This window comes from Nonomuraea sp. CX421, from assembly GCF_059358955.1.
The window spans coordinates 74547-94323 of the sequence record NZ_JCADBK010000015.1; the positions used below are offsets into that span (position 1 = coordinate 74547).

Annotated in this window: 19 protein-coding genes; 8 read left to right on the plus strand and 11 right to left on the minus strand. The window is 72.4% G+C overall.

Annotation, left to right across the window (positions count from 1 at the left end; all coding sequences use genetic code 11):
* Nucleotides 1-7: 7 nt before the first annotated feature.
* From AC5L3X_RS25210 to meaB, 4 genes are all read left to right on the plus strand, one after another.
* Complete coding sequence (locus AC5L3X_RS25210) at nucleotides 8-772, plus strand: peptidoglycan recognition protein family protein (protein WP_494860073.1); 765 nt, start codon at nucleotides 8-10, stop codon at nucleotides 770-772.
* Nucleotides 773-844: 72 nt separating this feature from the next.
* Nucleotides 845-2641, plus strand: a complete 1797-nt coding sequence (locus AC5L3X_RS25215) for a methylmalonyl-CoA mutase family protein (RefSeq protein ID WP_494860075.1) — start codon at nucleotides 845-847, stop codon at nucleotides 2639-2641.
* The gene (scpA, locus tag AC5L3X_RS25220; RefSeq protein ID WP_494860076.1) at nucleotides 2638-4815 is read left to right on the plus strand and encodes a methylmalonyl-CoA mutase; all 2178 of its coding nucleotides are present in this window, start codon (nucleotides 2638-2640) and stop codon (nucleotides 4813-4815) included. The genes AC5L3X_RS25215 and scpA overlap by 4 nt, the downstream gene beginning before the upstream one ends.
* A 4-nt stretch (nucleotides 4816-4819) precedes the next feature.
* Entirely contained in the window at nucleotides 4820-5821 is a 1002-nt protein-coding gene (gene meaB / locus AC5L3X_RS25225) for a methylmalonyl Co-A mutase-associated GTPase MeaB (protein WP_494860078.1), read from the plus strand.
* Here the strand turns inward: meaB and AC5L3X_RS25230 are convergent.
* Both AC5L3X_RS25230 and AC5L3X_RS25235 read right to left on the minus strand, forming a co-directional pair.
* Nucleotides 5803-7563, minus strand: a complete 1761-nt coding sequence (locus tag AC5L3X_RS25230) for an AMP-dependent synthetase/ligase (RefSeq protein WP_494860080.1) — start codon at nucleotides 7561-7563, stop codon at nucleotides 5803-5805. The genes meaB and AC5L3X_RS25230 overlap by 19 nt on opposite strands.
* 69 nt (nucleotides 7564-7632) lie before the next feature.
* Nucleotides 7633-7797: a hypothetical protein gene (locus AC5L3X_RS25235; RefSeq protein ID WP_189125327.1), complete on the minus strand. Its 165-nt coding sequence runs from the start codon at nucleotides 7795-7797 to the stop codon at nucleotides 7633-7635.
* A 25-nt stretch (nucleotides 7798-7822) separates the two neighbouring features.
* Here AC5L3X_RS25235 and AC5L3X_RS25240 point away from each other — a divergent pair, with 25 nt between their 5' ends.
* The gene (locus AC5L3X_RS25240) at nucleotides 7823-8347 is read left to right on the plus strand and encodes a CGNR zinc finger domain-containing protein (protein WP_494860082.1); all 525 of its coding nucleotides are present in this window, start codon (nucleotides 7823-7825) and stop codon (nucleotides 8345-8347) included.
* A gap of 103 nt (nucleotides 8348-8450) precedes the next feature.
* Nucleotides 8451-9446 (plus strand): hypothetical protein, encoded by a 996-nt coding sequence (locus tag AC5L3X_RS25245; RefSeq protein ID WP_494860084.1) that lies wholly within the window; start codon nucleotides 8451-8453, stop codon nucleotides 9444-9446.
* Nucleotides 9447-9552: 106 nt separating this feature from the next.
* Here the strand turns inward: AC5L3X_RS25245 and AC5L3X_RS25250 are convergent, their stop codons facing one another.
* Both AC5L3X_RS25250 and AC5L3X_RS25255 read right to left on the minus strand, forming a co-directional pair.
* Nucleotides 9553-9816: a TFIIB-type zinc ribbon-containing protein gene (locus AC5L3X_RS25250; protein ID WP_189125330.1), complete on the minus strand. Its 264-nt coding sequence runs from the start codon at nucleotides 9814-9816 to the stop codon at nucleotides 9553-9555.
* Nucleotides 9817-9874: 58 nt separating this feature from the next.
* Nucleotides 9875-10729, minus strand: a complete 855-nt coding sequence (locus AC5L3X_RS25255) for a phosphotransferase family protein (RefSeq protein ID WP_494860086.1) — start codon at nucleotides 10727-10729, stop codon at nucleotides 9875-9877.
* Nucleotides 10730-10747: 18 nt separating this feature from the next.
* Between AC5L3X_RS25255 and AC5L3X_RS25260 the strand changes: the two genes are divergently transcribed.
* Nucleotides 10748-11641 (plus strand): TIGR03619 family F420-dependent LLM class oxidoreductase, encoded by an 894-nt coding sequence (locus AC5L3X_RS25260; protein ID WP_494860087.1) that lies wholly within the window; start codon nucleotides 10748-10750, stop codon nucleotides 11639-11641.
* 12 nt (nucleotides 11642-11653) lie between these two features.
* Here the strand turns inward: AC5L3X_RS25260 and AC5L3X_RS25265 are convergent, their stop codons facing one another.
* Both AC5L3X_RS25265 and murQ read right to left on the minus strand, forming a co-directional pair.
* Entirely contained in the window at nucleotides 11654-12718 is a 1065-nt protein-coding gene (locus AC5L3X_RS25265; protein WP_494860089.1) for a serine hydrolase domain-containing protein, read from the minus strand.
* A 37-nt stretch (nucleotides 12719-12755) separates the two neighbouring features.
* The gene (gene murQ, locus AC5L3X_RS25270) at nucleotides 12756-13655 is read right to left on the minus strand and encodes an N-acetylmuramic acid 6-phosphate etherase (protein WP_494860090.1); all 900 of its coding nucleotides are present in this window, start codon (nucleotides 13653-13655) and stop codon (nucleotides 12756-12758) included.
* Between the two features lie 57 nt (nucleotides 13656-13712).
* On the opposite strand from murQ, the gene AC5L3X_RS25275 reads away from it, so the two are divergent.
* Entirely contained in the window at nucleotides 13713-14825 is a 1113-nt protein-coding gene (locus AC5L3X_RS25275; RefSeq protein ID WP_494860092.1) for an exo-beta-N-acetylmuramidase NamZ family protein, read from the plus strand.
* Between the two features lie 4 nt (nucleotides 14826-14829).
* On the opposite strand, the gene AC5L3X_RS25280 is transcribed toward AC5L3X_RS25275, so the two are convergent.
* Genes AC5L3X_RS25280 through AC5L3X_RS25300 form a run of 5 tightly spaced genes read right to left on the minus strand, consistent with a single transcriptional unit; the run spans nucleotide 14830 to nucleotide 19774 of the window.
* Entirely contained in the window at nucleotides 14830-15852 is a 1023-nt protein-coding gene (locus tag AC5L3X_RS25280) for a GNAT family N-acetyltransferase (protein ID WP_494860094.1), read from the minus strand.
* A gap of 4 nt (nucleotides 15853-15856) precedes the next feature.
* Nucleotides 15857-16867, minus strand: a complete 1011-nt coding sequence (locus AC5L3X_RS25285) for an ABC transporter ATP-binding protein (RefSeq protein WP_494860095.1) — start codon at nucleotides 16865-16867, stop codon at nucleotides 15857-15859.
* On the minus strand, nucleotides 16864-17862 hold the full coding sequence (locus AC5L3X_RS25290) for an ABC transporter ATP-binding protein (protein ID WP_494860097.1): 999 nt from the start codon (nucleotides 17860-17862) through the stop codon (nucleotides 16864-16866). Before AC5L3X_RS25290 ends, AC5L3X_RS25285 begins: the two co-directional genes overlap by 4 nt.
* 2 nt (nucleotides 17863-17864) lie before the next feature.
* Nucleotides 17865-18770 carry an ABC transporter permease gene (locus AC5L3X_RS25295; RefSeq protein ID WP_494860098.1) on the minus strand — a complete coding sequence of 302 codons (906 nt, stop codon included), beginning with the start codon at nucleotides 18768-18770 and terminating at the stop codon, nucleotides 17865-17867.
* Nucleotides 18767-19774, minus strand: a complete 1008-nt coding sequence (locus tag AC5L3X_RS25300; protein ID WP_189125338.1) for an ABC transporter permease — start codon at nucleotides 19772-19774, stop codon at nucleotides 18767-18769. Before AC5L3X_RS25300 ends, AC5L3X_RS25295 begins: the two co-directional genes overlap by 4 nt.
* Nucleotides 19775-19777 lie beyond the last annotated feature (3 nt).

Genomic DNA, 19777 nt, shown 5'->3' on the forward strand with positions numbered 1-19777 from the left:
GCATACGGTGGCCGACCTCGTATCCCGGCGTGACTGGAACGCCCGCGCGCCTCGCGGTGACTACACACAGCTCGACTCGACCAGAGGCGTCAAAGTCCACTACACCGGAGGCAGGGTCGACCCTGGCATCGTCGGAGACCACAACGGCTGCGTCTCCCTGGTGCAGTCGATCCAGCGCGGTCACATGGACGGCAACGGCTGGGTGGACATCGGCTACTCCTTCGTGGCTTGTCCGCATCGGAAGGTCTTCGTGGGACGGGGATTACACCACCTACCGGCGGCCAATGGGTCCGGGCTCAACACCGGCCACTACGCGGTGCTCGGGCTGGTCGGCAACGCCGGGCTGGTGCAGCCGCCCGACGGGCTGCTGCACGGCATCCTCGACGCGATCGACCACGTGCGCGAGCGCGGTGACGCCGGCAAGGAGATCAAGGGACACCGCGACGGCTACGCGACCGACTGCCCGGGCGAGGCGCTGTACGCCTGGGTGCGCTTGGGCGCGCCGAGGCCCGGCGGCGGTGGCACCACCCCGCCGGAGACGCCCCCTTTTCCCGGCAGACCGCTGAAGTACCCGCCGGTCATGCGCGGCGAGGACGTCCGCACCTGGCAGGCCCAGATGAGCAGGCGTGGCTGGGAGCTGGAGGCCGACGGCGCCTACGGGCCCGGCTCGCGCGACGTGTGCCGCCGGTTCCAGCGCCAGCAGCGCGTCCAGGCCGACGGCATCGTGGGCCCCACCACCTGGCGGCTGTCCTGGGAAGCGCCGATGCCCTGATCTTGGCCGGCGCTTGACCTGGGGCCACCCCCGGTTCCCGGCGGCTGCCAGACGCCGCTTACTATCCGTTTCATGGATCTGGCCGTGGATTTCCCTTCCACCACTCGCGACGACTGGCGGGCGCTCGCGCTCGGGGTCCTGCGCAAGTCCGGGGTCGAGACCGAGTCGCCGGAGCGCGCGCTGTCCACTCCGACCTACGACGGGGTGACGCTCGCGCCGCTCTACGACGCCGCCGACCTGCCCGGCGCGCCGCCGTTCGCGAGAGGCGCGCGGACCACCACGGGCTGGGACGTACGCCAGCGGCACGCCGTGGCCGACCCCGAGGCGGTGCTGGCCGACCTGGACAACGGCGTGACGTCGCTCTGGCTGGTGGCCGGTGACGGCGCGATCCCGGTGAGCGAGCTGCGCAGGGTCCTGGAGGGCGTCTACCTCGACCTGGCGCCGGTCGTCCTCGACGCCGGCGCCGCCACCGCCGAGGCCGCGGAGATCCTGTTCGCACTGGCCGCCGAGCGTGGCACCCCGCCCTCGGGCAACCTCGGGGCCGGTGCCGCCCGGCCCGACGTGGCGACCGCGCTGGCCCTGCGGTGCGTGGCCGAGTTCCCGGGGCTGCGGGCCATCACCGTCGACGCCACCCCCTACCACGACGCGGGCGGGAGCGACGCCGACGAGCTCGGCTGCTCGATCGCGCTGGCCGTCGGCCACCTGCGGGCCCTGACCGAGGCCGGGCTCACCATCGGGCAGGCGCTCGGCCAGCTGGAGTTCCGCTACGCCGCCACCGCCGACCAGTTCGCCACCATCGCCAAGCTGCGCGCGGCGCGCAAGCTGTGGGCACGGGTCGCCGAGGCGTGCGGGGGCCAGGGCGAGCAGCTGCAGCACGCGGTGACCAGCTCGGCCATGATGACCGCGCGCGACCCCTACGTGAACATGCTGCGCACCACCCTGGCCTGCTTCGCCGCCGGCGTGGGCGGCGCCGACGCGGTGACCGTGCAGCCGTTCGACGCCCGGCTCCGCCTGCCCGACGCGTTCTCCCGCCGGATCGCCCGCAACACCCAGGCGCTGCTGCTGGAGGAGTCGGGGGTCGGCAAGGTGATCGACCCGGCGGGCGGCTCCTGGTACGTCGAGCGGCGCACCGCCGACCTGGCCGAGCGGGCCTGGGCGTGGTTCCAGGAGATCGAGGCCGCGGGCGGCATGGAGGCGGCCCGGCCGCTGGTGGCCGAGCGGGTCGCCGCGACCAGGGAGCGCCGGGCCGCTGACATTGCGCACCGCCGGTTCCCGATCACCGGCGTGAGCGAGTTCCCCGACCTCGGGGAGAAGCCGCTCAGCCGTCCCACCGCGCAGGCCGGAACCTCCGAGCAGGCCGGGACCTCCGCGCAGGCCGGGTCGGCCGCGCCCGTCGAGTCCGGAGGGCCCGCCGAGTCCGGAGGGCCGGCGTCCGGTCTGCCGCGCATCACCTACGCCGAGGAGTTCGAGCGGCTGCGCGACCTCGCCGACGCGCGGCCCGAGCGGCCCAAGGTGTTCCTGGCCACCATCGGCCCGGTCGCCGCCCACACCGCGCGCGCCTCGTTCGCCGCCAACCTGTTCCAGGCGGGCGGCCTGGCCACCGAGACCGCCGGGCCCGGGGTCGACCCCGAGCAGATCGCCACCGCCTTCGCCGTCAGCGGCACCACGGTCGCCTGCCTGTGCTCCAGCGACAAGCTCTACGCCCAGCACGCCGAGGCGGTCGCGGCCGCGCTGAGACGGGCGGGCGCGCACAGGATCTGGCTGGCGGGGAAGGGTGACTACGACGGTGTGGACGCCCGCCTGCACGCCGGCTGCGACGTGCTCGACGTGCTCCGCACGACCTTCGACGACCTGGAGGTTGCCCGATGATCCCCGACTTCACCGGCATCCCGCTGGACGGCCGCGCCCCGGCGGGGCCGCGGGACGCGCCCGAGGGCTCCGAGGGTCCCGTGGGTTCCGAGGGTGAGGTGTGGGAGACGCCCGAGGGCATCGGGGTCAAGCCGCTCTACACGGCCGGCGACCTGGACGGGCTCGACTTCCTGGAGACCTATCCGGGTGCCGCCCCGTTCCTGCGGGGCCCCTACCCGACCATGTACGTCAACCAGCCGTGGACCATCCGCCAGTACGCCGGCTTCTCCACGGCCGAGGACTCCAACGCCTTCTACCGGCGCAACCTCGCGGCCGGGCAGAAGGGGCTCTCGGTGGCCTTCGACCTGGCCACGCACCGGGGCTACGACTCCGACCACCCGCGCGTCGCCGGCGACGTGGGCATGGCGGGGGTGGCGATCGACTCGATCTACGACATGCGGCAGCTGTTCGACGGGATCCCGCTCGACCGGATGTCGGTGTCGATGACCATGAACGGCGCCGTGCTGCCGATCCTGGCGCTCTACATCGTGGCGGCCGAGGAGCAGGGGGTGGCGCCGGAGCAACTGGCCGGGACCATCCAGAACGACATCCTCAAGGAGTTCATGGTCCGCAACACCTACATCTATCCGCCCGCCCCATCGATGCGCATAATTTCGGACATTTTCGCTTATACGAGCGAAAAGATGCCGAAGTTCAACTCGATCAGCATCTCCGGCTACCACATCCAGGAGGCCGGGGCCACGCTCGACCTGGAGCTGGCCTACACGCTGGCCGACGGCGTCGAGTACCTCCGGGCGGGCGTCGCCGCCGGGATGGACATCGACCGGTTCGCGCCCCGCCTGTCGTTCTTCTGGTGCATCGGCATGAACTTCTTCATGGAGGTCGCCAAGCTGCGCGCCGCGCGGCTGCTGTGGGCCAGGCTGGTCTCCGGGTTCGGCGCGAAGAACCCCAAGTCGCTGTCGCTGCGTACGCACTCGCAGACGTCCGGCTGGTCGCTCACCGCCCAGGACGTCTTCAACAACGTCGCCCGCACCTGCGTCGAGGCCATGGCCGCCACCCAGGGCCACACCCAGTCGCTGCACACCAACGCCCTGGACGAGGCGCTGGCGCTGCCCACCGACTTCTCCGCGCGCATCGCCCGCAACACCCAGCTCCTGCTGCAGCAGGAGTCGGGCACCACCCAGGTGATCGACCCGTGGGGCGGCTCCTACTACGTCGAGCGCCTCACCCACGACCTGGCCGAACGCGCCTGGGCCCACATCGAGGAGGTCGAGGCCGCGGGCGGGATGGCCCAGGCCATCGAGGCCGGCCTGCCCAAGCTGCGCATCGAGGAGGCCGCGGCCCGAGCCCAGGCCCGCATCGACTCCGGGCGGCAGCCGGTGATCGGCGTCAACAAGTACCGTCCCGACGCCGACGAGCCGATCGACGTGCTCAAGGTCGACAACAGCGCGGTCCGCGCCCAGCAGCTCGACAAGCTGCGCCGGCTGCGCGCCGAACGCGACGACGCCGCCGTCGGCCGCGCGCTCGACGCACTCACCAAGGCCGCCGACAACCCCACCCCCGGGCTCGACCACAACCTGCTCAAGCTCGCGGTCGACGCCGCCCGCGCCAAGGCCACGGTGGGCGAGATCTCCGACGCGCTGGAGCGGGTGTTCGGCCGGCACGCCGGTCAGGTCCGTACGATCTCGGGGGTGTACCGCGACGAGGCGGGTCCCGCCGACGGGATCGAGAGCGCGCGCCGGGCGTGCGCCGACTTCGAACGTGACGAGGGCCGCCGCCCGCGCATCCTGGTGGCCAAGATGGGCCAGGACGGTCACGACCGCGGCCAGAAGGTGATCGCCACGGCCTTCGCCGACCTCGGCTTCGACGTGGACGTCGGCCCGTTGTTCCAGACGCCCGAGGAGGTCGCGCGCCAGGCCGTCGAGGCCGACGTGCACATCGTCGGCGTCTCCTCGCTGGCGGCCGGGCACCTCACGCTGGTGCCCGCGCTGAGGCAGGCCCTGGCCGAGCTGGGCGCCGAGGACGTGATGATCGTGGTCGGCGGCGTCATCCCGCCGGGAGACTTCGACGAGCTGCGCGCGGCGGGCGCCTCGGCGATCTTCCCGCCGGGCACCGTGATCGCCGACGCGGCCCTCGACCTGCTCCGGGAGCTTACGGCCCGGCTGGGACACTAGTCCGGTGCGGTCGCTCGAAGACTACGTCCAGGGCGTCAAGGACGGCTCCCGCGCCTGGATCGCCCGCGCGATCACCCTGGTGGAGTCGACCAGGCCCGACCACATGGCGCTGGCCCAGCGGCTGCTCGTCGAGCTCACCCCGATGTCCGGCGCGGCCCGCCGGGTGGGCGTCTCGGGCGTGCCCGGGGCCGGCAAGTCCACCTTCGTCGACTCGCTCGGCACCCTGCTGACCGGGCAGGGGCACCGGGTGGCCGTCCTGGCCGTCGATCCCTCGTCCACCAGGACGGGCGGCAGCATCCTCGGCGACAAGACCCGCATGTCGCGCCTGTCGGTCGACCCGGCCGCCTTCATCCGGCCCTCGCCCACCTCGGGCACCCTCGGCGGCGTCACCAAGGCCACCCGGGAGGCGATGGTGGTGGTCGAGGCGGCCGGCTACGACGTCGTACTGGTCGAGACCGTGGGCGTCGGCCAGTCGGAGACCTCGGTCGCCGACATGGTCGACACGTTCCTGCTGCTCACCCTGGCCCGCACCGGCGACCAGCTGCAGGGCATCAAGAAGGGCGTGCTGGAGCTGGCCGACGTCATCGCGGTCAACAAGGCCGACGGCGAGCATGAGCCCGCCGCGCGCAAGGCGGCGCGCGAGCTGGCCGGGGCGCTGCGGATGCTCCGCTCGGACAGTACGCCGCCCCCGGTGCTCACCTGCAGCGGCCTCACCGGCGCGGGTTTGCCCGAGCTCTGGCGTCAGATCCTGGCCCACCAGGAGAGCCTCGACCTGGCGGCCAGGCGCCGCCGTCAGCAGGTGCAGTGGACCTGGACCCTGGTGCGCAACCGGCTGCTCTCGGAGCTGCGTGACGACCCGGCGGTGCGGGCCATCGGCGGGCAGGTGGAGGAGGAGGTGCTCGCGGGCACCCTGACCCCCGCCCTGGCCGCCGACCGCCTGCTGGCCGCCTTCGAGCGTCCCGCCCGCCGCGACGCGAGGGGGGAAGGTCAGGCGGACGTGTCGTAGAAGGAGTCGAGCGTGCCGCCGTAGCGCGACTCGACCGCCTTGCGCTTGATCTTGAGGCTGGGCGTGAGCTCGCCCGACTCGACCGTGAAGTCGTCGGTCAGGATGGCGAACTTCTTGATCGTGGAGTAGCTGGCCTCTCCGTCGTTGACCTGGGCGACCGCCTTCTCGACCTCGGCGAGCATCCGCGGGTGCTCACGCAGCGCCTCGGCGTCGGCCGGCAGTCCCTCGGCCTCGGCCCACGGCCTGACCACCTCCATGTCGAGGGTCACCAGCGCCGTGCAGTAGTTGCGCCGGTCGCCGTGCACGAACACGTGCGACAGGAAGGGGCAGGCCGCCTTGATCCGGCCCTCCAGATAGGAAGGGGCGACGTACTTGCCGCCCGAGGTCTTGATCAGCTCCTTCTTGCGGTCGGTGATCGTCAGGCGGCCCTCGGCGTCGAGCTCGCCGATGTCGCCGGTGCGCAGCCAGCCGTCCTCCAGCGCCTCCGCGGTCTCCTCGGGCAGGCCGTGATAGCCGCGCATGACGCCGCGCCCGCCGATCAGCACCTCTCCGTCGTCGGCGATGCGCACCGTCGTGCCGGGCAGCGGCGGCCCGACCGTGCCGAACTTCACCGAGTCGGGCCGGTTGAGGAAGCTGCCCGCCGACGACTCGGTGAGCCCGTAGCCCTCCAGGATCGTCAGGCCGGCGGCGTCGAAGAACTCGGCGATGTCCTGGGACAGCGGCGCCGCCCCCGAGATGAAGAAGCGGATCCGCCCGCCGAAGCGGGCCCGCAGCTTGCTGAAGACCAGCCGGTCGGCCAGGGCGTATTCCAGGCGGGTGGTCAGCGGGATGGCCTTGCCGTGCTGGCGGGCCCGCACCACCCGGATGCCGGTCGCCCGCGCCCAGGTGAAGATCTTCAGCTTGGCGCCGCCCTCGCGCTGCTGGGTGGCGGCCACGGTGTTGTGGATCTTCTCGAAGATGCGCGGCGCGGCGGCCATGAAGGTGGGCCGGAGCACGCCCATGTTCTCGGCGATCTTGTCGAGGCGGCCGTCGATCGCGGTCGGCACGCCGCTGTCGATCATCACGACCTCGAGCAGCTTGCCGAACGAGTGGGACAACGGCAGCCACAGGAAGTGCAGGTCGTCGCCGGACAGCAGGCCCAGCTCGCGCACCGCGCCGCCCGCGTAGAGCCAGTTGTCGTGGGTCAGCTCCACGCCCTTGGGCCGGCCGGTCGTGCCGGAGGTGTAGATGAGCGTGGCCAGGTCGTCCTGAGCGATGGCGTCGACCATCGCGTCGTAGTCGCCCTCGCCGCTCACCGAGTCGAAGCGCAGCACCCAGCCGTCGTCGCTGGGCGTGCCGTCGATCACCAGGACGTGCGTGACGCCGGGCAGCTCCTTCTGCACCGACCTCAGCTTGGCCACCTGGTCGTCGTCCTCGGCGATGACGATCGTGCTGCCCGAGTCGGTGATGACGAACGCCGACTCGGCCGCCGTGTTGGACGGGTAGATCGTGGTGGTGGCCGCGCCGGTGGACAGCACCGCCAGGTCGGCGAGGATCCATTCGAGCCTGGTGGAGCTGAGGATGGAGACCCGGGTGCCGGAGCCCGCGCCGAGCCCGGCCAGGCCCAGCGCCAGCGCGCGGACCCGTTCGCCCACCTCCCGCCAGGACAGCGAGGTCCAGCCGTCGGCCGACGGGGTGCGATAGGCCTCGGCATCGGGGGTTGCCGCGATCCGGTCGCGCAGCAGGGACGGAATGCTCGACATGCCTGTCCTCCTGGGAGTGGTGCTGCCGACTCTAGGACTACCGCACCGTGTCCGTCGATGTCCTGATCATCACGTTGCGAGCACAGTGGGAATTCTGGCGACGAGATCCCGGGGAGCGGACGTGCGCACCTCCCAGGCGCCGCAGGCGCAGCGGAGGTAGGAGACGACGCCTTCGGAGGTGGGGTGCGAGGAGACGACGGTGAGGGTCGCGGGGTCGTGCGCGCTGTCATGCATGATTCCAATCTGATGTAATGGCCTTATGCATTTCAACGCTTACGGAGGCAACGGGGCGGCGCTCGCGGCGGACCTGGTCAACGCCACCGACCACAGCCCGGAGGCGCTGGAGCCGATGCTGGCCGAGCACGGGATGCTGCGCACCGAGCTGACGCCGGCCCAGGCGGGGCTGCTGCGGGTGTGGGCGGGCCGGCTGGCGCCGGTGTTCGGGGAGACCGACCAGGACACCCAGATCAAACTGATCAACGACCTGCTCGACGAGACCGCGTCCAAGCCGTACGTGAGCGCCCACGACGGCCGTGAGCCGCACCTGCACTTCTTCTCCGTCGACGCCGACATCGTCTCCCGGACCAAGGACACCACCGCGGGCGGGCTGGCCCTGGCCATGTCGTTCTCCGGCGGCGGTCGCCTCGGGCGCTGCGACCGGCGGGGCTGCGTCACCGTCTACGTCGACACCTCACGCAACGGGCGCCGCAGGTTCTGCTCACCGGCCTGCGCCAACCGGGTCAACGTCGCGGCCCACCGTGCCAGGACGGCCCCGCCCCGCTGAACGGCCGGTGTCCCCCCGCTATCCCCGAAACCACCAGGTGGTAGCGGTGGACTGGCTGGAGTGAGATTGACGTCCGGGGATCAATCGGGCGATAGTGTGGCAGGTGGCAGCCACCCGATCAATCTCCTGTGCACTCGCCCTGGCGACCCTGACGCTGGCCGCGTGCACCGCGACCCCGTCGGCGCCGACCGGCGGCGAGCCCAGGGCCAGCGGCGTGGCCGGCGGCCCGACCTCCGTCCCCGACACCTCGGCGTCCACCGGCTCGGGCGCCCCCTCGGGCACTCCCACCGCCGCCGCGCTCGACCCCGAGGCGTACAAGACCGAGCTGGCCGCCACGCGGAAGACCGTCACCGGCGCGATCAAGTCCATGGTCGGCGCGCGCACGGTCAAGACGCTCGACCAGCGCGTCGGCCGGGCCCAGGAGGCGCTGGCCGGCGGCGCCGACACGCTGGCCGCGCTCACCCCGCCCGAGGACGTACGGCCGCAGCACGAGGCGTACGTGGCCAGCCTGCGTGAGTTCGCCACCGGGCTCGGCTCGACGGCGGGCAGGGTCGGCAGCCGCGACCTGTGCACCTCCTCGGCCGTGCTGACCGACCTCGACGACCGGCTCAAGGCGCTCGACGACGCGGGCGAAGCGCTCCAGAAGGCCGGCGACTACCCGGCCGACGTGGTCACGGTGAAGGCCGCGAGCAAGAAGACCCGGCGGCTCGGCAATGGCAGCTACATCCGCCGGGGCACCCTGAACGGCCGCAGCTCGCTACAGATCCACAACGGCGGCACCCGTGACGCGGTCGTCACCGTCATGCGCGGCAAGACCAAGGAGTTCAGCGTCTACGTGCGCAGGAAGGCGAAGTTCAAGGTCGGCGGCGTCCGCGACGGCACGTACAAGATCTACTTCACGCACGGCGTCGACTGGGACGGCCGAAACGGGTCGTTCACCCGCCAGTGCAGCTTCGAGCGTTTCTCGAAGCCGGTCACGTTCAAGACGACGTTCACCGCCACGCAGATCCTCTGGCACGACTGGCGGATCACGCTGCACGCCATCTCCGGCGGCAACGCCCGCACCTCGGCCGTGGACCCCGAGGACTTCCCCGGCTGACCCCGCGCCCGGGCGCGTCGAAGGGCCGCGCACCCCGTGTGTGCGGCCCTTCGCCATCAGAGGACGTCAGGCGGCGTCAGCTGCCGACAGCCGGCGCCGGATGACGTCAGGACGAGAACAGCATCCCCACCCAGCTGTTCTTCCGGTGGTGGTGCCCGCCGTAGTGGGGGCCGCCGTGACGCGGCGCCCCCCAGGCGGGGCCGCCGGGAGCCGGAGGCGGGGGAGTGGAGTGCCAGCTGGACTCCATCTGGGTCAGCGACTCGAGCTCGCCGTAGTCGAGGAAAATCCCCCGGCAGTTGTCGCACTGTTCGATGTGGACGCCATTGCGCTCATAGGTCCGCATGTTGCCGCGGCACTTCGGGCACTGCATCTCTAGTCGGTCTCCTTGGCCTGGGATCTGTGAGGAAAACCTACCGCGCGCAACGGCGTCATGCTCTGACGATTCTGTTGCACGCCTCGATCAACGAATGCTCGACCTCGTCGAGTTCCCGGCCATCCCGGGCGGCGTTGAGCACGGCCACCGCGGCCAGTTGCACGGTCAGCGCCCTGGCAGGCCGGTCGAGCAGGCGCCACGGGTCGTCGCCGGCGCCCAGCGCGGGCCCGCCCGAGGCCAGGTAGGCGCCCAGGAACCGGCCCCAGACGGCCGGGTCGAGCAGCCCGGCGGCGTACCAGGCGGCGGGCCTGGCCAGGTCCCAGGCCGGGTCGCCGACACCGAGGTCGTCGATGTCGATGAGCAGCCAGCCGTCGCGCCGGACCAGCTGGCCCAGGTGCCAGTCGCCGTGGGTGAGCAGGCCGGGCCGCGGCTCCGGCGGGGGCAGCCGGTCGAACGTCAGCCGTAACAGTCGTTCGACGGGGCCGTCGCCGGGCATGCGGCGGACCGCCCGCGCGGCCCGCTCCGGGCCGCGCGCCGGCGGCAGCGGCGGCAGCAGCGTGAGAGGCACGGCGTGCAGCCTGGCCAGCAGCCTGGCCCCCTCCTCCCAGGGCGCCGCGTCGGGATCGTCGGGGGAGACCGGCCGCCCGGCGGGCCAGACGGTGACCGCCCGGTCGCCCACCTTCAGCACCTCGGGATCCAGCGGGGCGAGCATCACGCCGCTCAGCGCGGCCGAGGCCGTGGCCGCCAGCCGGGGCCGCAGCGAGTCGGGATCGTCGCGGAGCGAGTGGGCCTTGACCACGACCTCGCCCCGGCGCACGACCACCACGTCGGTGCGCGTGGGATGGACCACGGGGTCGCCGGAACCGCCGTACGCGCCCGCGACGCGGGCGAGTTCCCCCTCGAGATCCACTCGTACAGACTAGGGGGCATGAGAATCGGTTTCGCCGTGCCCCAGTCGGGCGCCTGGGCCACCCCGGACAACATGCGGCGCGTCGCCACGCGGGCCGAGGAGCTCGGCTACCACGAGCTGTGGACGTTCCAGCGGCTGCTCTATCCCGTCGGGCACACGATGGGGCCGACCTACCGCAGCGTGCATGACCCGGTGGTCACACTTTCCTACCTGGCCGGGGTGACGAGCACCGTGCGGCTGGGAGTGGCCGTGATCAACTCCTATGTCCCGCCGGTGCTGCTGGCCAAGCAGCTCGCCACGTTGCAGACGGTCTCGGGCGGCAGGCTGACGGCCGGGCTGGGGCTGGGCTGGCTGCCCGAGGAGTTCGAGGCCATGGGCACGGGTTTTGAGCGTCGCGGGCGCCGGGGCGAGGAGTTCGTCGAGGTGCTGCGCAAGGCCTGGACCGACGACGTCGTCGAGCACCACGGCGAGTTCTACCGGATCCCGCCCTCCCATCTCGACCCCAAGCCGTCGCCGGCGCCGCCGATCCTGCTGGGCGGCACCGCCGAGGTGGCGCTGCGCCGGGCCGGGCGGCTGGCCGACGGCTGGGTGAGCTCCAGCCGCGAGGACCTGGCGGGCATCGCCCCGCGCGTCGCCGCCGTCAAGGAGGCGGCGGCGCGGGCCGGGCGCGACCCGGCGGCGCTGCGCTTCGTGTGCCGGGGCGTCACCCAGGTCCGGCCCGGCGGCGACGACCGGCGCCCGCTCACGGGCTCCTACGAGGACATCAGGGCGGACGTGGCGGACCTGGCGGCCAAGGGCGTGACGGACGTCTTCCACGACCTGAACTTCGATCGGGAGATCGCCTCCGCCGACGCCAAGGAGGCCATGCGCCGCGCCGAGGAGGCGCTGGAGGCCCTGAGTCCCACCGCGTGAAGCCGGGAGGCGCTACGCGCCGGCCTGGGAGGCGAGGCGGAGGGCCTCGGCGGCGACGGCGTGGCGCAGGGCGCGGATGCCGTCGCGCCCGCGCACCGGGTGCACGGCGTTGGTCAGCAGCACGACGGTCAGCCGGCGGACGGGGTCGAAGACGAGCGAGGTGCCGGTGAAGCCCGAGTGGCCGAAGGCGCCGGTCAGCGGCCCGACGATGGCCGGGTCGCCGATCCGCACGCCCAGCCCGTGGCGGAACTCCGCCCCCGACGCCCCCTGGTCGCGCAGCATCTCGGCCACGGTGACGGGACGCAGCATCGCGCCGCCGCCGAGCCGCAGCGTCTCGCCGAAGGTCAGCACGTCGTCGGCCGTGGCGAACAGTCCCGCGTGCCCCGCCACGCCGCCGAGCGCGTAGGAGGTCTCGTCGTGCACCTCGCCCCGCACGCAGCCCGGCCCGGGGCGTTCGGCCTTCCACTCGGTGGCGGCGACGCGCGTCAGCGCCTCCGGTCCCGGACGGTAGCAGGTGTCGGCCAGTCCCAGCACGCCGGTCACCCGGGCGCGGACCAGGTCGTCCAGCGGCGCGCCGCCGGCCAGTTCGGCGACGTGCCCCATCATGACCATGCCGACGTCGGTGTAGAGGTAGGGCCCGCCGACGGGCCGGGTGACCGGCGTGTCCGTGATGGCCGCCAGGCGGGCGGCCGGGCCGGCGCCGGGCAACTCCAGATCGACGCGGCGGGTGGGCCGCAGCCCCGCCGTGTGGGTGAGCAGGCGGCGCGGCGTGATCCGCGGATCGCGCCCGGGGAGCCAGGCGCTCACCGGCTCGTCCAGGCCCAGCCGCCCCTCCTCGGCCAGTGAGAGCACGACGGCCGTGGTGAACAGCTTGCTGATCGAGGCCAGGTCGAAGATGGAGTCGCGGCGCGCCGGCGGCCGGTCGGGGGCGAGCGTCCCCGTCGCGTCCAGGTGACGGACCAGCTCGCCGGTGGCCGAGGACGCCACGACCGCTCCGTCCACGGCGATCAGCGCGACCGCCGCCGAGCACGTCCCCGGCGCTGCGCCCGCCAGGATCGCGTCCAACCGGTCGGACATCGTCCCCCCTCCCCGTCCCCGTGTCACCCCTGTGCGATCAGCCGCTCAGCGCGTCGCTGAGCCGCTCACCGTGCGACTCCAGCAGCGCGCGCGCCCCCGCGGCGTCGAGCCCGTGCTGGATCATCACCACCGCGGTCTTGGCCTGCCCGCCCGCCGAGTCCAGCGCCTGCGCCGCCGTCTCGTGGTCGGCGCCGGTGATGTCCCTGACCATGCGCAGCGCCCGTCCCGCGAGCTTGCTGTTCATCGCCGACATCTCGATCATCTCGTTCCCATAGGTACGGCCCAGCCGAACCATCGAGATGGTCGAGATCATGTTGAGCACCAGCTTCTGGGCGGTGCCCGCCTTCAGCCGGGTGGAGCCGGTCACCACCTCGGGGCCCACGACGACCTCGATCGCGTGCTCGGCGGCCGCCGACAAGGGGGCGCGGTCGTTGCACGACAGCCCGACGGTGAGCGCGCCGCGCCGGCCCGCCTCCGCCAGGGCGCCCAGCACGAACGGCGCGTGCCCGCTGGCCGAGACGCCCACCACCGAGTCGAGCGGCCCCACGTCCAGCCCGGCCATCGCGGCGCCGCCCGCCTCGTCGTCGTCCTCCGCGCCCTCGACCGACCGCGTGAGCGCCTCCGGGCCGCCCGCGATGATCCCCTGCACCAGCTCGGGGTCGGTGCCGAAGGTGGGCGGGCACTCGGAGGCGTCGAGCACGGCCAGCCGGCCCGACGTGCCCGCGCCGACGTACAGCAGCCGCCCGCCCGCGCCCATCCGCGCGGCGATCGCGTCGATGGCGGCGGAGATGGCCGGGATGACCACCGCGACGGCGGCGGGCACCGCGGCGTCGGCCTGGTTCATCAGACGGGCGATGCGCTCGGTCGGCAGCCGGTCGATCTGGCTGTAGCGGGGGTCGCTCTGCTCGGTGGACAGCTCAGGTAGTGGATCAATCATGACGCTAATTTCCACCCTTTACTTCTCTCTTGTAAATATCTTTCAGACAATGGGTTCATGACGTACGTAAGAACCGGCGCCGAACGGCTGGCCGCGGATCCCGCACTGGCGGCCGGCCACCGGCTCGGCCTGATCACGAACCCCACCGGCGTCCTGCCCGACCTCACCCCCACGCCGGACGCGCTGACGGCGGCCGGCGTGCCGCTGACCGCGCTGTTCGGCCCCGAGCACGGCATCCGCGGCACCGCGCAGGCGGGCTTCGGCGAGGGCGACACCACCGATCCCGGGACCGGCCTGCCGGTCTTCGACACCCACGCCATCGACGGGGCGGCGCTGGACGAAATGGTGGCCCGCTCCGGCGTCGACACGCTCGTCTTCGACATCGCCGACGTCGGCGCCCGCTTCTACACCTACGTCTGGACCATGTACGACCTGATGGCGTCGGCCGCCCGGCTCGGGCTGCGCTTCGTGGTGCTCGACCGCCCCAACCCGCTCGGCGGCACCGTGACGGAGGGACCGCCGCTCGACCTGGAGTTCGCCAGCTTCGTCGGCAGGTTCCCGCTGCCGCTGCGGCACGGCAGGACGGCGGGGGAGCTGGCCCTGCTCTTCGGCTTCGACCTGGACCTGCACGTGGTGAGGATGGAGGGCTGGCGGCGCGAGATGACCTTCGCGGACACCGGCCTGCCCTGGGTGATGCCGTCGGTCAACATGCCGACCCCCGACACCGCGCTCGTCTACCCGGGGACCGGGCTGTTCGAGGGCACCACGTTCTCCGAGGGGCGCGGCACCACCCGGCCGTTCGAGCTGGTCGGCGCGCCGTACGTGGACGAGAGGTTCGCCCCGGCGCTCAACGCGCTCGGGCTGCCCGGTGTGCGGTTCCGTGAGACATGGTTCACGCCGATGTTCCACAAGCACGCGGGGGCCCCCGCGCGCGGGGTCCAGTCGCACGTGCACGACCCGGTGGCGTTCCGGCCGGTGCTGACGGGCCTGTCGATGCTGCACGTGGCCCGCGAGCTCTACGCCGGAGACTTCGCCTGGCGGGGGCCCGAGCTGCAGCTGGACCAGCTCTGGGGGTCCGGCGCCCTCACCCGGTGCCTGGACGCGGGGGAGGACCCGCGGGCCCTGTGTCCCGAACCCGCTCATCCCGAAGGCCGCCTGCTCTATTCCTGACATCTCACGCAAGATCGCGCCGGTAGAGCCAGAAGACGCGTTCGGCTCGCGCGCCCACGGCGCGCGAGTAGAACCGCAGCGGCCCGACCCAGCCGATCTGGGCGGTGCGCTGCCCGGCGGCGCGCTGCTCGGCCAGGCAGCGGCGCAGCAGCACGCCGCCCAGGCCCAGCCCGCGCGCCGCGGGCGCGGTGCCCATCGGGCCGAACCAGGCCGGTCGCGCGCCCCAGGCGGCGAACGCCAGCACCTCGCCCCCGCGCTCGGCGTAGTGCAGCCCGGCGGCGTTGGCCGCCTCCCAGGCCCAGCGGTCGTTCCAGTGCTCGTCGACGAACGCGACGACCCGCTCGCGATCGGCCCCTGCCGCGCGCACGCTCACCCCGTCACGCGCCAGCCGCGCCACGTCGTCGTCCGTGGCGAGACGATCGGCGGACGGCTCGGAGTCGGGGCCGTCGGCGGCCTGGCCGGTGAGTGGGCCGGTGGGCGGGCCGGGGGACAGGTCGGCCGTCATGTTCCAGGCCACGTGGTAGCGCTCGTAGCCGAGGCTCTCGGCCAGGCAGGCGGCGGCGGTGTAGCGCACGTCGATGCCCGGCCAGGCGTAGCACGGAGCGTTGCCGGCGAAGCGCGCCTGCGTGGCCCCCTGCGCCCGCAGCCACTCCTCGGCCGCGCGCACCAGCTCCCGGCCGCGCCCGCGCCCCTGCTCCCGAGGATGTACGGCGAGCAGGTCGACGTGCCCGACCAGCGGATCGCGCGTGGACATGGACGCCATGACGACCCCGCCTCCGGACACCAGCGCCGTCCACCTGCGGTCGGCGGGCGGGTCGGCCAGCCGGGCGACCAGCGCGGGCGCCTCCTCGGAGTCGAGCACGAGCGCCTCCCTCGCCACCTCGGCCGCGACGGCCAGATCGGCGGCCGGGGCGGCCGCGCCGGTCCCCATCAGGTCCGCGGAGACCGCTCCGGCGGCCGCCCGGTCCGCGGCGGGGCCGCCGGCCGGGGGCCGGGTACGTTCCATGGCATCGTCGGCGTGGGTCACGGCGTCAAACCTCGCTCATCGGCCGGGCGATGACACTGCGGCGCTCGGGGTGGAAGCACGCGTGCTCCTGCGGCACCCCCTCCGTCAGCTGAAGCAGCGGCCGCTCCGTGTCGCACCGTTCGCCGCGGAACGGGCAGCGGGGCGCGAACAGGCAGCCGAGGTCGTCCTGGCCCGCGTTCAGCGCCTCCAGTGGCGTCACCGGCTGCTCGCCCGGCAGCTCCAGCCCGTGCAGGACCGGGATGGCCGACAGCAGCGACTGTGTGTAGGGGTGCACCGGGTCCGCGATCACCGTGTCGACCGGGCCGCGCTCCACGACCTGACCCCGGTAGATGACGTACAGGTCGCCGTCGTCGCCGATGTAGCGGGCCGTGGCCACGTCGTGCGTGATGAACAGCACGCTGACCCCGAGCCGCTCGCGCAGGTCCTTCAGCAGCGCCAGGATGCCGAGCCGGAGCGACACGTCGATCATCGAGACCGCCTCGTCGGCGACGAGCATCTCGGGGTCGACGGTCAGCGCCCTGGCGATGACCACGCGCTGGCGCATGCCGCCCGACAGCTGGTGCGGGTAGCGGGCCAGCACCGTCGCCGGGTCGAGGCCGACCAGCGACAGCACCTCGGCCGCGCGCTCGTCCATCCACGCCTTGGACCGCCCGGTCTGCTTCGCCCGCAGCGCCAGCGGGGCGCGCAGGGTCTGGTGGACCGTGCGGGTCGGGTTCAGGGCCGAGTAGGGGTCCTGGTGGATCATCTGGATCTTGCGGAAGTGCGGCTGGCGCCGCTTGAGCGTGAGCGACGACATCGGGACGCCGTCGATGACGATCTCGCCGTCGTCGTACGTCTCCAGCCCGGCGATGATCCGCCCGAGCGTCGTCTTGCCGCAGCCCGACTCGCCGATGAACGACGCCGCGCCGCCCTTCGGGATCGAGAAGTCCACTCCCCGCAGCGCCCGCACCTCCCGCGCGCCGAGCATGTTGCCCCGCTGCTTGAAGGTCTTGACGATGCCGTTGCCCGTGATCACGCGTGCTCCTTCACCTTCACCGCATGGCAGGCCACGATCCTCGGCCCGTGCGCGACCGCCGCCGGATCGTCGGTGTCGCAGATGTCCATCCGCAGCGCGCACCGCTCCCTGAACACGCACCCCGCCTTGGGAACGGTCGCCAGCGTCGGCGGCCGGCCCGGCAGTGCCCGCGCCTGGTCGATGTCGCCGACCAGCCGGGGGATCGCCTTGATCAGGCCCTTGGTGTAGGGGTGGCGCGGGTCGCCCAGCACCTGCCGCGTGGGGCCCTGCTCGACCAGCCGCCCGCCGTACATGACCGCGAGCCGGTCGGCCACCTCGGCGACCACGCCGATGTCGTGCGTGATGACCAGCGTGGTGAGCCCGCGCTCGGCGTGCACCTCACGGACGATCTTCAGGATGTTGGCCTGCGTGATCATGTCCAGCGCGGTGGTCGGCTCGTCGAGGACGACCACCTGTGCGTTGAGCACCAGCGCCAGCATGATGCCGACCCGCTGGCGCATGCCGCCGGACAGCTCGTGCTGGTAGGAGTCGAGCACCCGGGCCCCGTCGAGGCCCATCCGGCCGAGCAGCTCCTGGGCCTCGCGGAGCAGGCCGCGCCGATCCTCGACGCCGTGCGAACGGCCCAGGTCGAGCAGTTGCTTGCCGACCGTCTTGAGCGGGTTCAGGGAGTTCTGGGCGGCCTGGAAGACGTACCCGATGTGCGCGCCCCTAGCCTTGCGGAGCCGTTCGCCCTCGAGGCCCACGACGTCGCCCAGGCCGTCGATCTGCACGCTGCCCGCGGAGATCCGGCCGGGCGGCTGCACCGCGTTCAGCAGCGACAGCGCCAGCGTGGACTTGCCGGAGCCGGACTCGCCGACGATGCCGGTGATCGAGCCGGGCTCCAGCGTCAGGCTGACGTCGCGCACGGCGGGCAGCTCGCCGGCCGGCGTCTTGTAGACGACCGTCAGGCCGTCGACGCGCACGCCAGGCGCCTGCCCTGTTGTTGCCTGGGCCACCGTTACTCCTCACGCAGCCGGGGGTTGAAGATCTCGTCCATGGCGTCGACCACGAGCACGATGCCGAGCGTGAGCAGCATGATCGCCAGCAGCGGCGCCAGCAGGTAGCCGAGCGCGTTCGGCTGGATCATCGCCCCGGCCTGGAACACCGCCAGGTTGAGCATCACGCCCCAGTTGTCCGACTCGTAGGGCAGCACGCCGAGGAAGAACAGGCCCACCTGCGCGTAGACGGCGCCGGTGACCGAGATGAGCATGTTCATCGCGATGTAGGGGGCCATGCTCGGCAGCAGTTCCCTGCCGACGATGTGCGACGTGGACAGGCCGAGCCCGCGCGCCGCCTCGATGAAGCCGCGCTCGCGCAGCGAGAGCGTCTGCGCGCGCACCGCCCGCGCCACGCCGCCCCAGCCCAGCAGGCCGAGCACCAGGCCCATCTGGATCGGGCTGCTGAACTTCCACACGGTCGCCAGGACCAGCAGCAGCGGCAGCCCGGGGATGGTGAGCTTCATGTCGGTGATCCGCATGAGCACGGTGTCCCAGCGGCCCCGCTTGAAGCCGGAGAACAGGCCGAGAGCGGTGCCGAGGACGACCGTGATGACGGCCGTCACCGTGGCACAGAGCAGCACGTAGCGGGAGCCGGTGATGACCAGCGCGAGCACGTCGCGGCCCTGCGGGTCGGTGCCGAACCAGTGCTCCCAGCTCGGCGGCTTGGTGAGGGCGTTGACGTCGCCGGGCAGGTGGTCGGGGAAGAACATCGGCCCGAAGGCGCCCATGAACGCGAAGCCCACGAGGATGACCACACCGGCCATCCGGCTGGGCTTGCGCTTCATCACCCGCCAGACGCCGCTCCAGAAGTTACGGCGCATGGTGGTGGTGGCGGACGCCGCCTCGGGGATCAGCGTGGCGCTCATGCCGCCTCCTCTCCGCTTCGCACCCGCGGGTCGATCACGGTGTAGAACAGGTCGGCGACGATGTTCGCGATGATGATCGCGACCGTGATCAGCAGGAAGGCCCCGCTCATCGTGGCGTAGTCGCGTTCGTTGACGCTGTCGATGAGCAGCAGCCCGAGCCCCGGGTAGTTGAAGATCTTCTCGATGAAGACGGCGCCGCCGAGCAACAGCCCCAGGGAGAGGGCGAGGATCGTGAACAGCGGCAGGATCGCGTTGCGCGCGATGTAGCGGAAGACGATCGACCGCTTCATTCCGCGCAGCTCGGAGGCCAGGATGAAGTCGTCGCCCAGCACGGTGACCACACTGGACTTCATCGCCAGGATCCAGCCTCCGTACGCCGACAGGGCGTAGGTGACCACCGGGAGCACGGCGTGCTCGGCGAGCGAGCCGAGATAGCCGGCGTTGAGGCCCGGCTCGAACAGGATGTCCACCGGCCCGTCGGCGGGCAGGATGGGGATCAGGGTCGCGAAGATCACCACGAGCAGCATCGCCAGCACGTACTGCGGGATGCCGTGCAGCAGCGAGCCGGAGATCGCCAGCAGGTCGCCCAGTTTGCCCTTGCGCTTGATGGCCGCGTAGACGCCGAGGATGATCCCGACGAGGAAGCTGAGCAGGGTGCCGGCCAGCACCGGTAGAACGGTCCACTTCGTCTTCTCGGCGAGCACGTCCAGGACGGGGGTGCCCGGCCTCGTGATGGATTCGCCGAGGTCGAGACGGAGGAGCCCGGCCATGTAGTCGAGGTACTGCTGCCAGAGCGAGGTGTCCGGCTGGAACCCGTACAGCACCTTGACGGCCTGCGCCGCGGCCTCGGGCGACATGCCCCCCTCGACCAGCTTCTCGAACCTGGCGGCCATGGGGTCGCCGGGGATGTTGTTGACGATGAAGAAGCTGATCGTGGCGACCACGAGAATCATGACGAACCCGCGGGCCAGATGGCCCGCGAGTCGGCGTGCGATAAGCGTCATAAG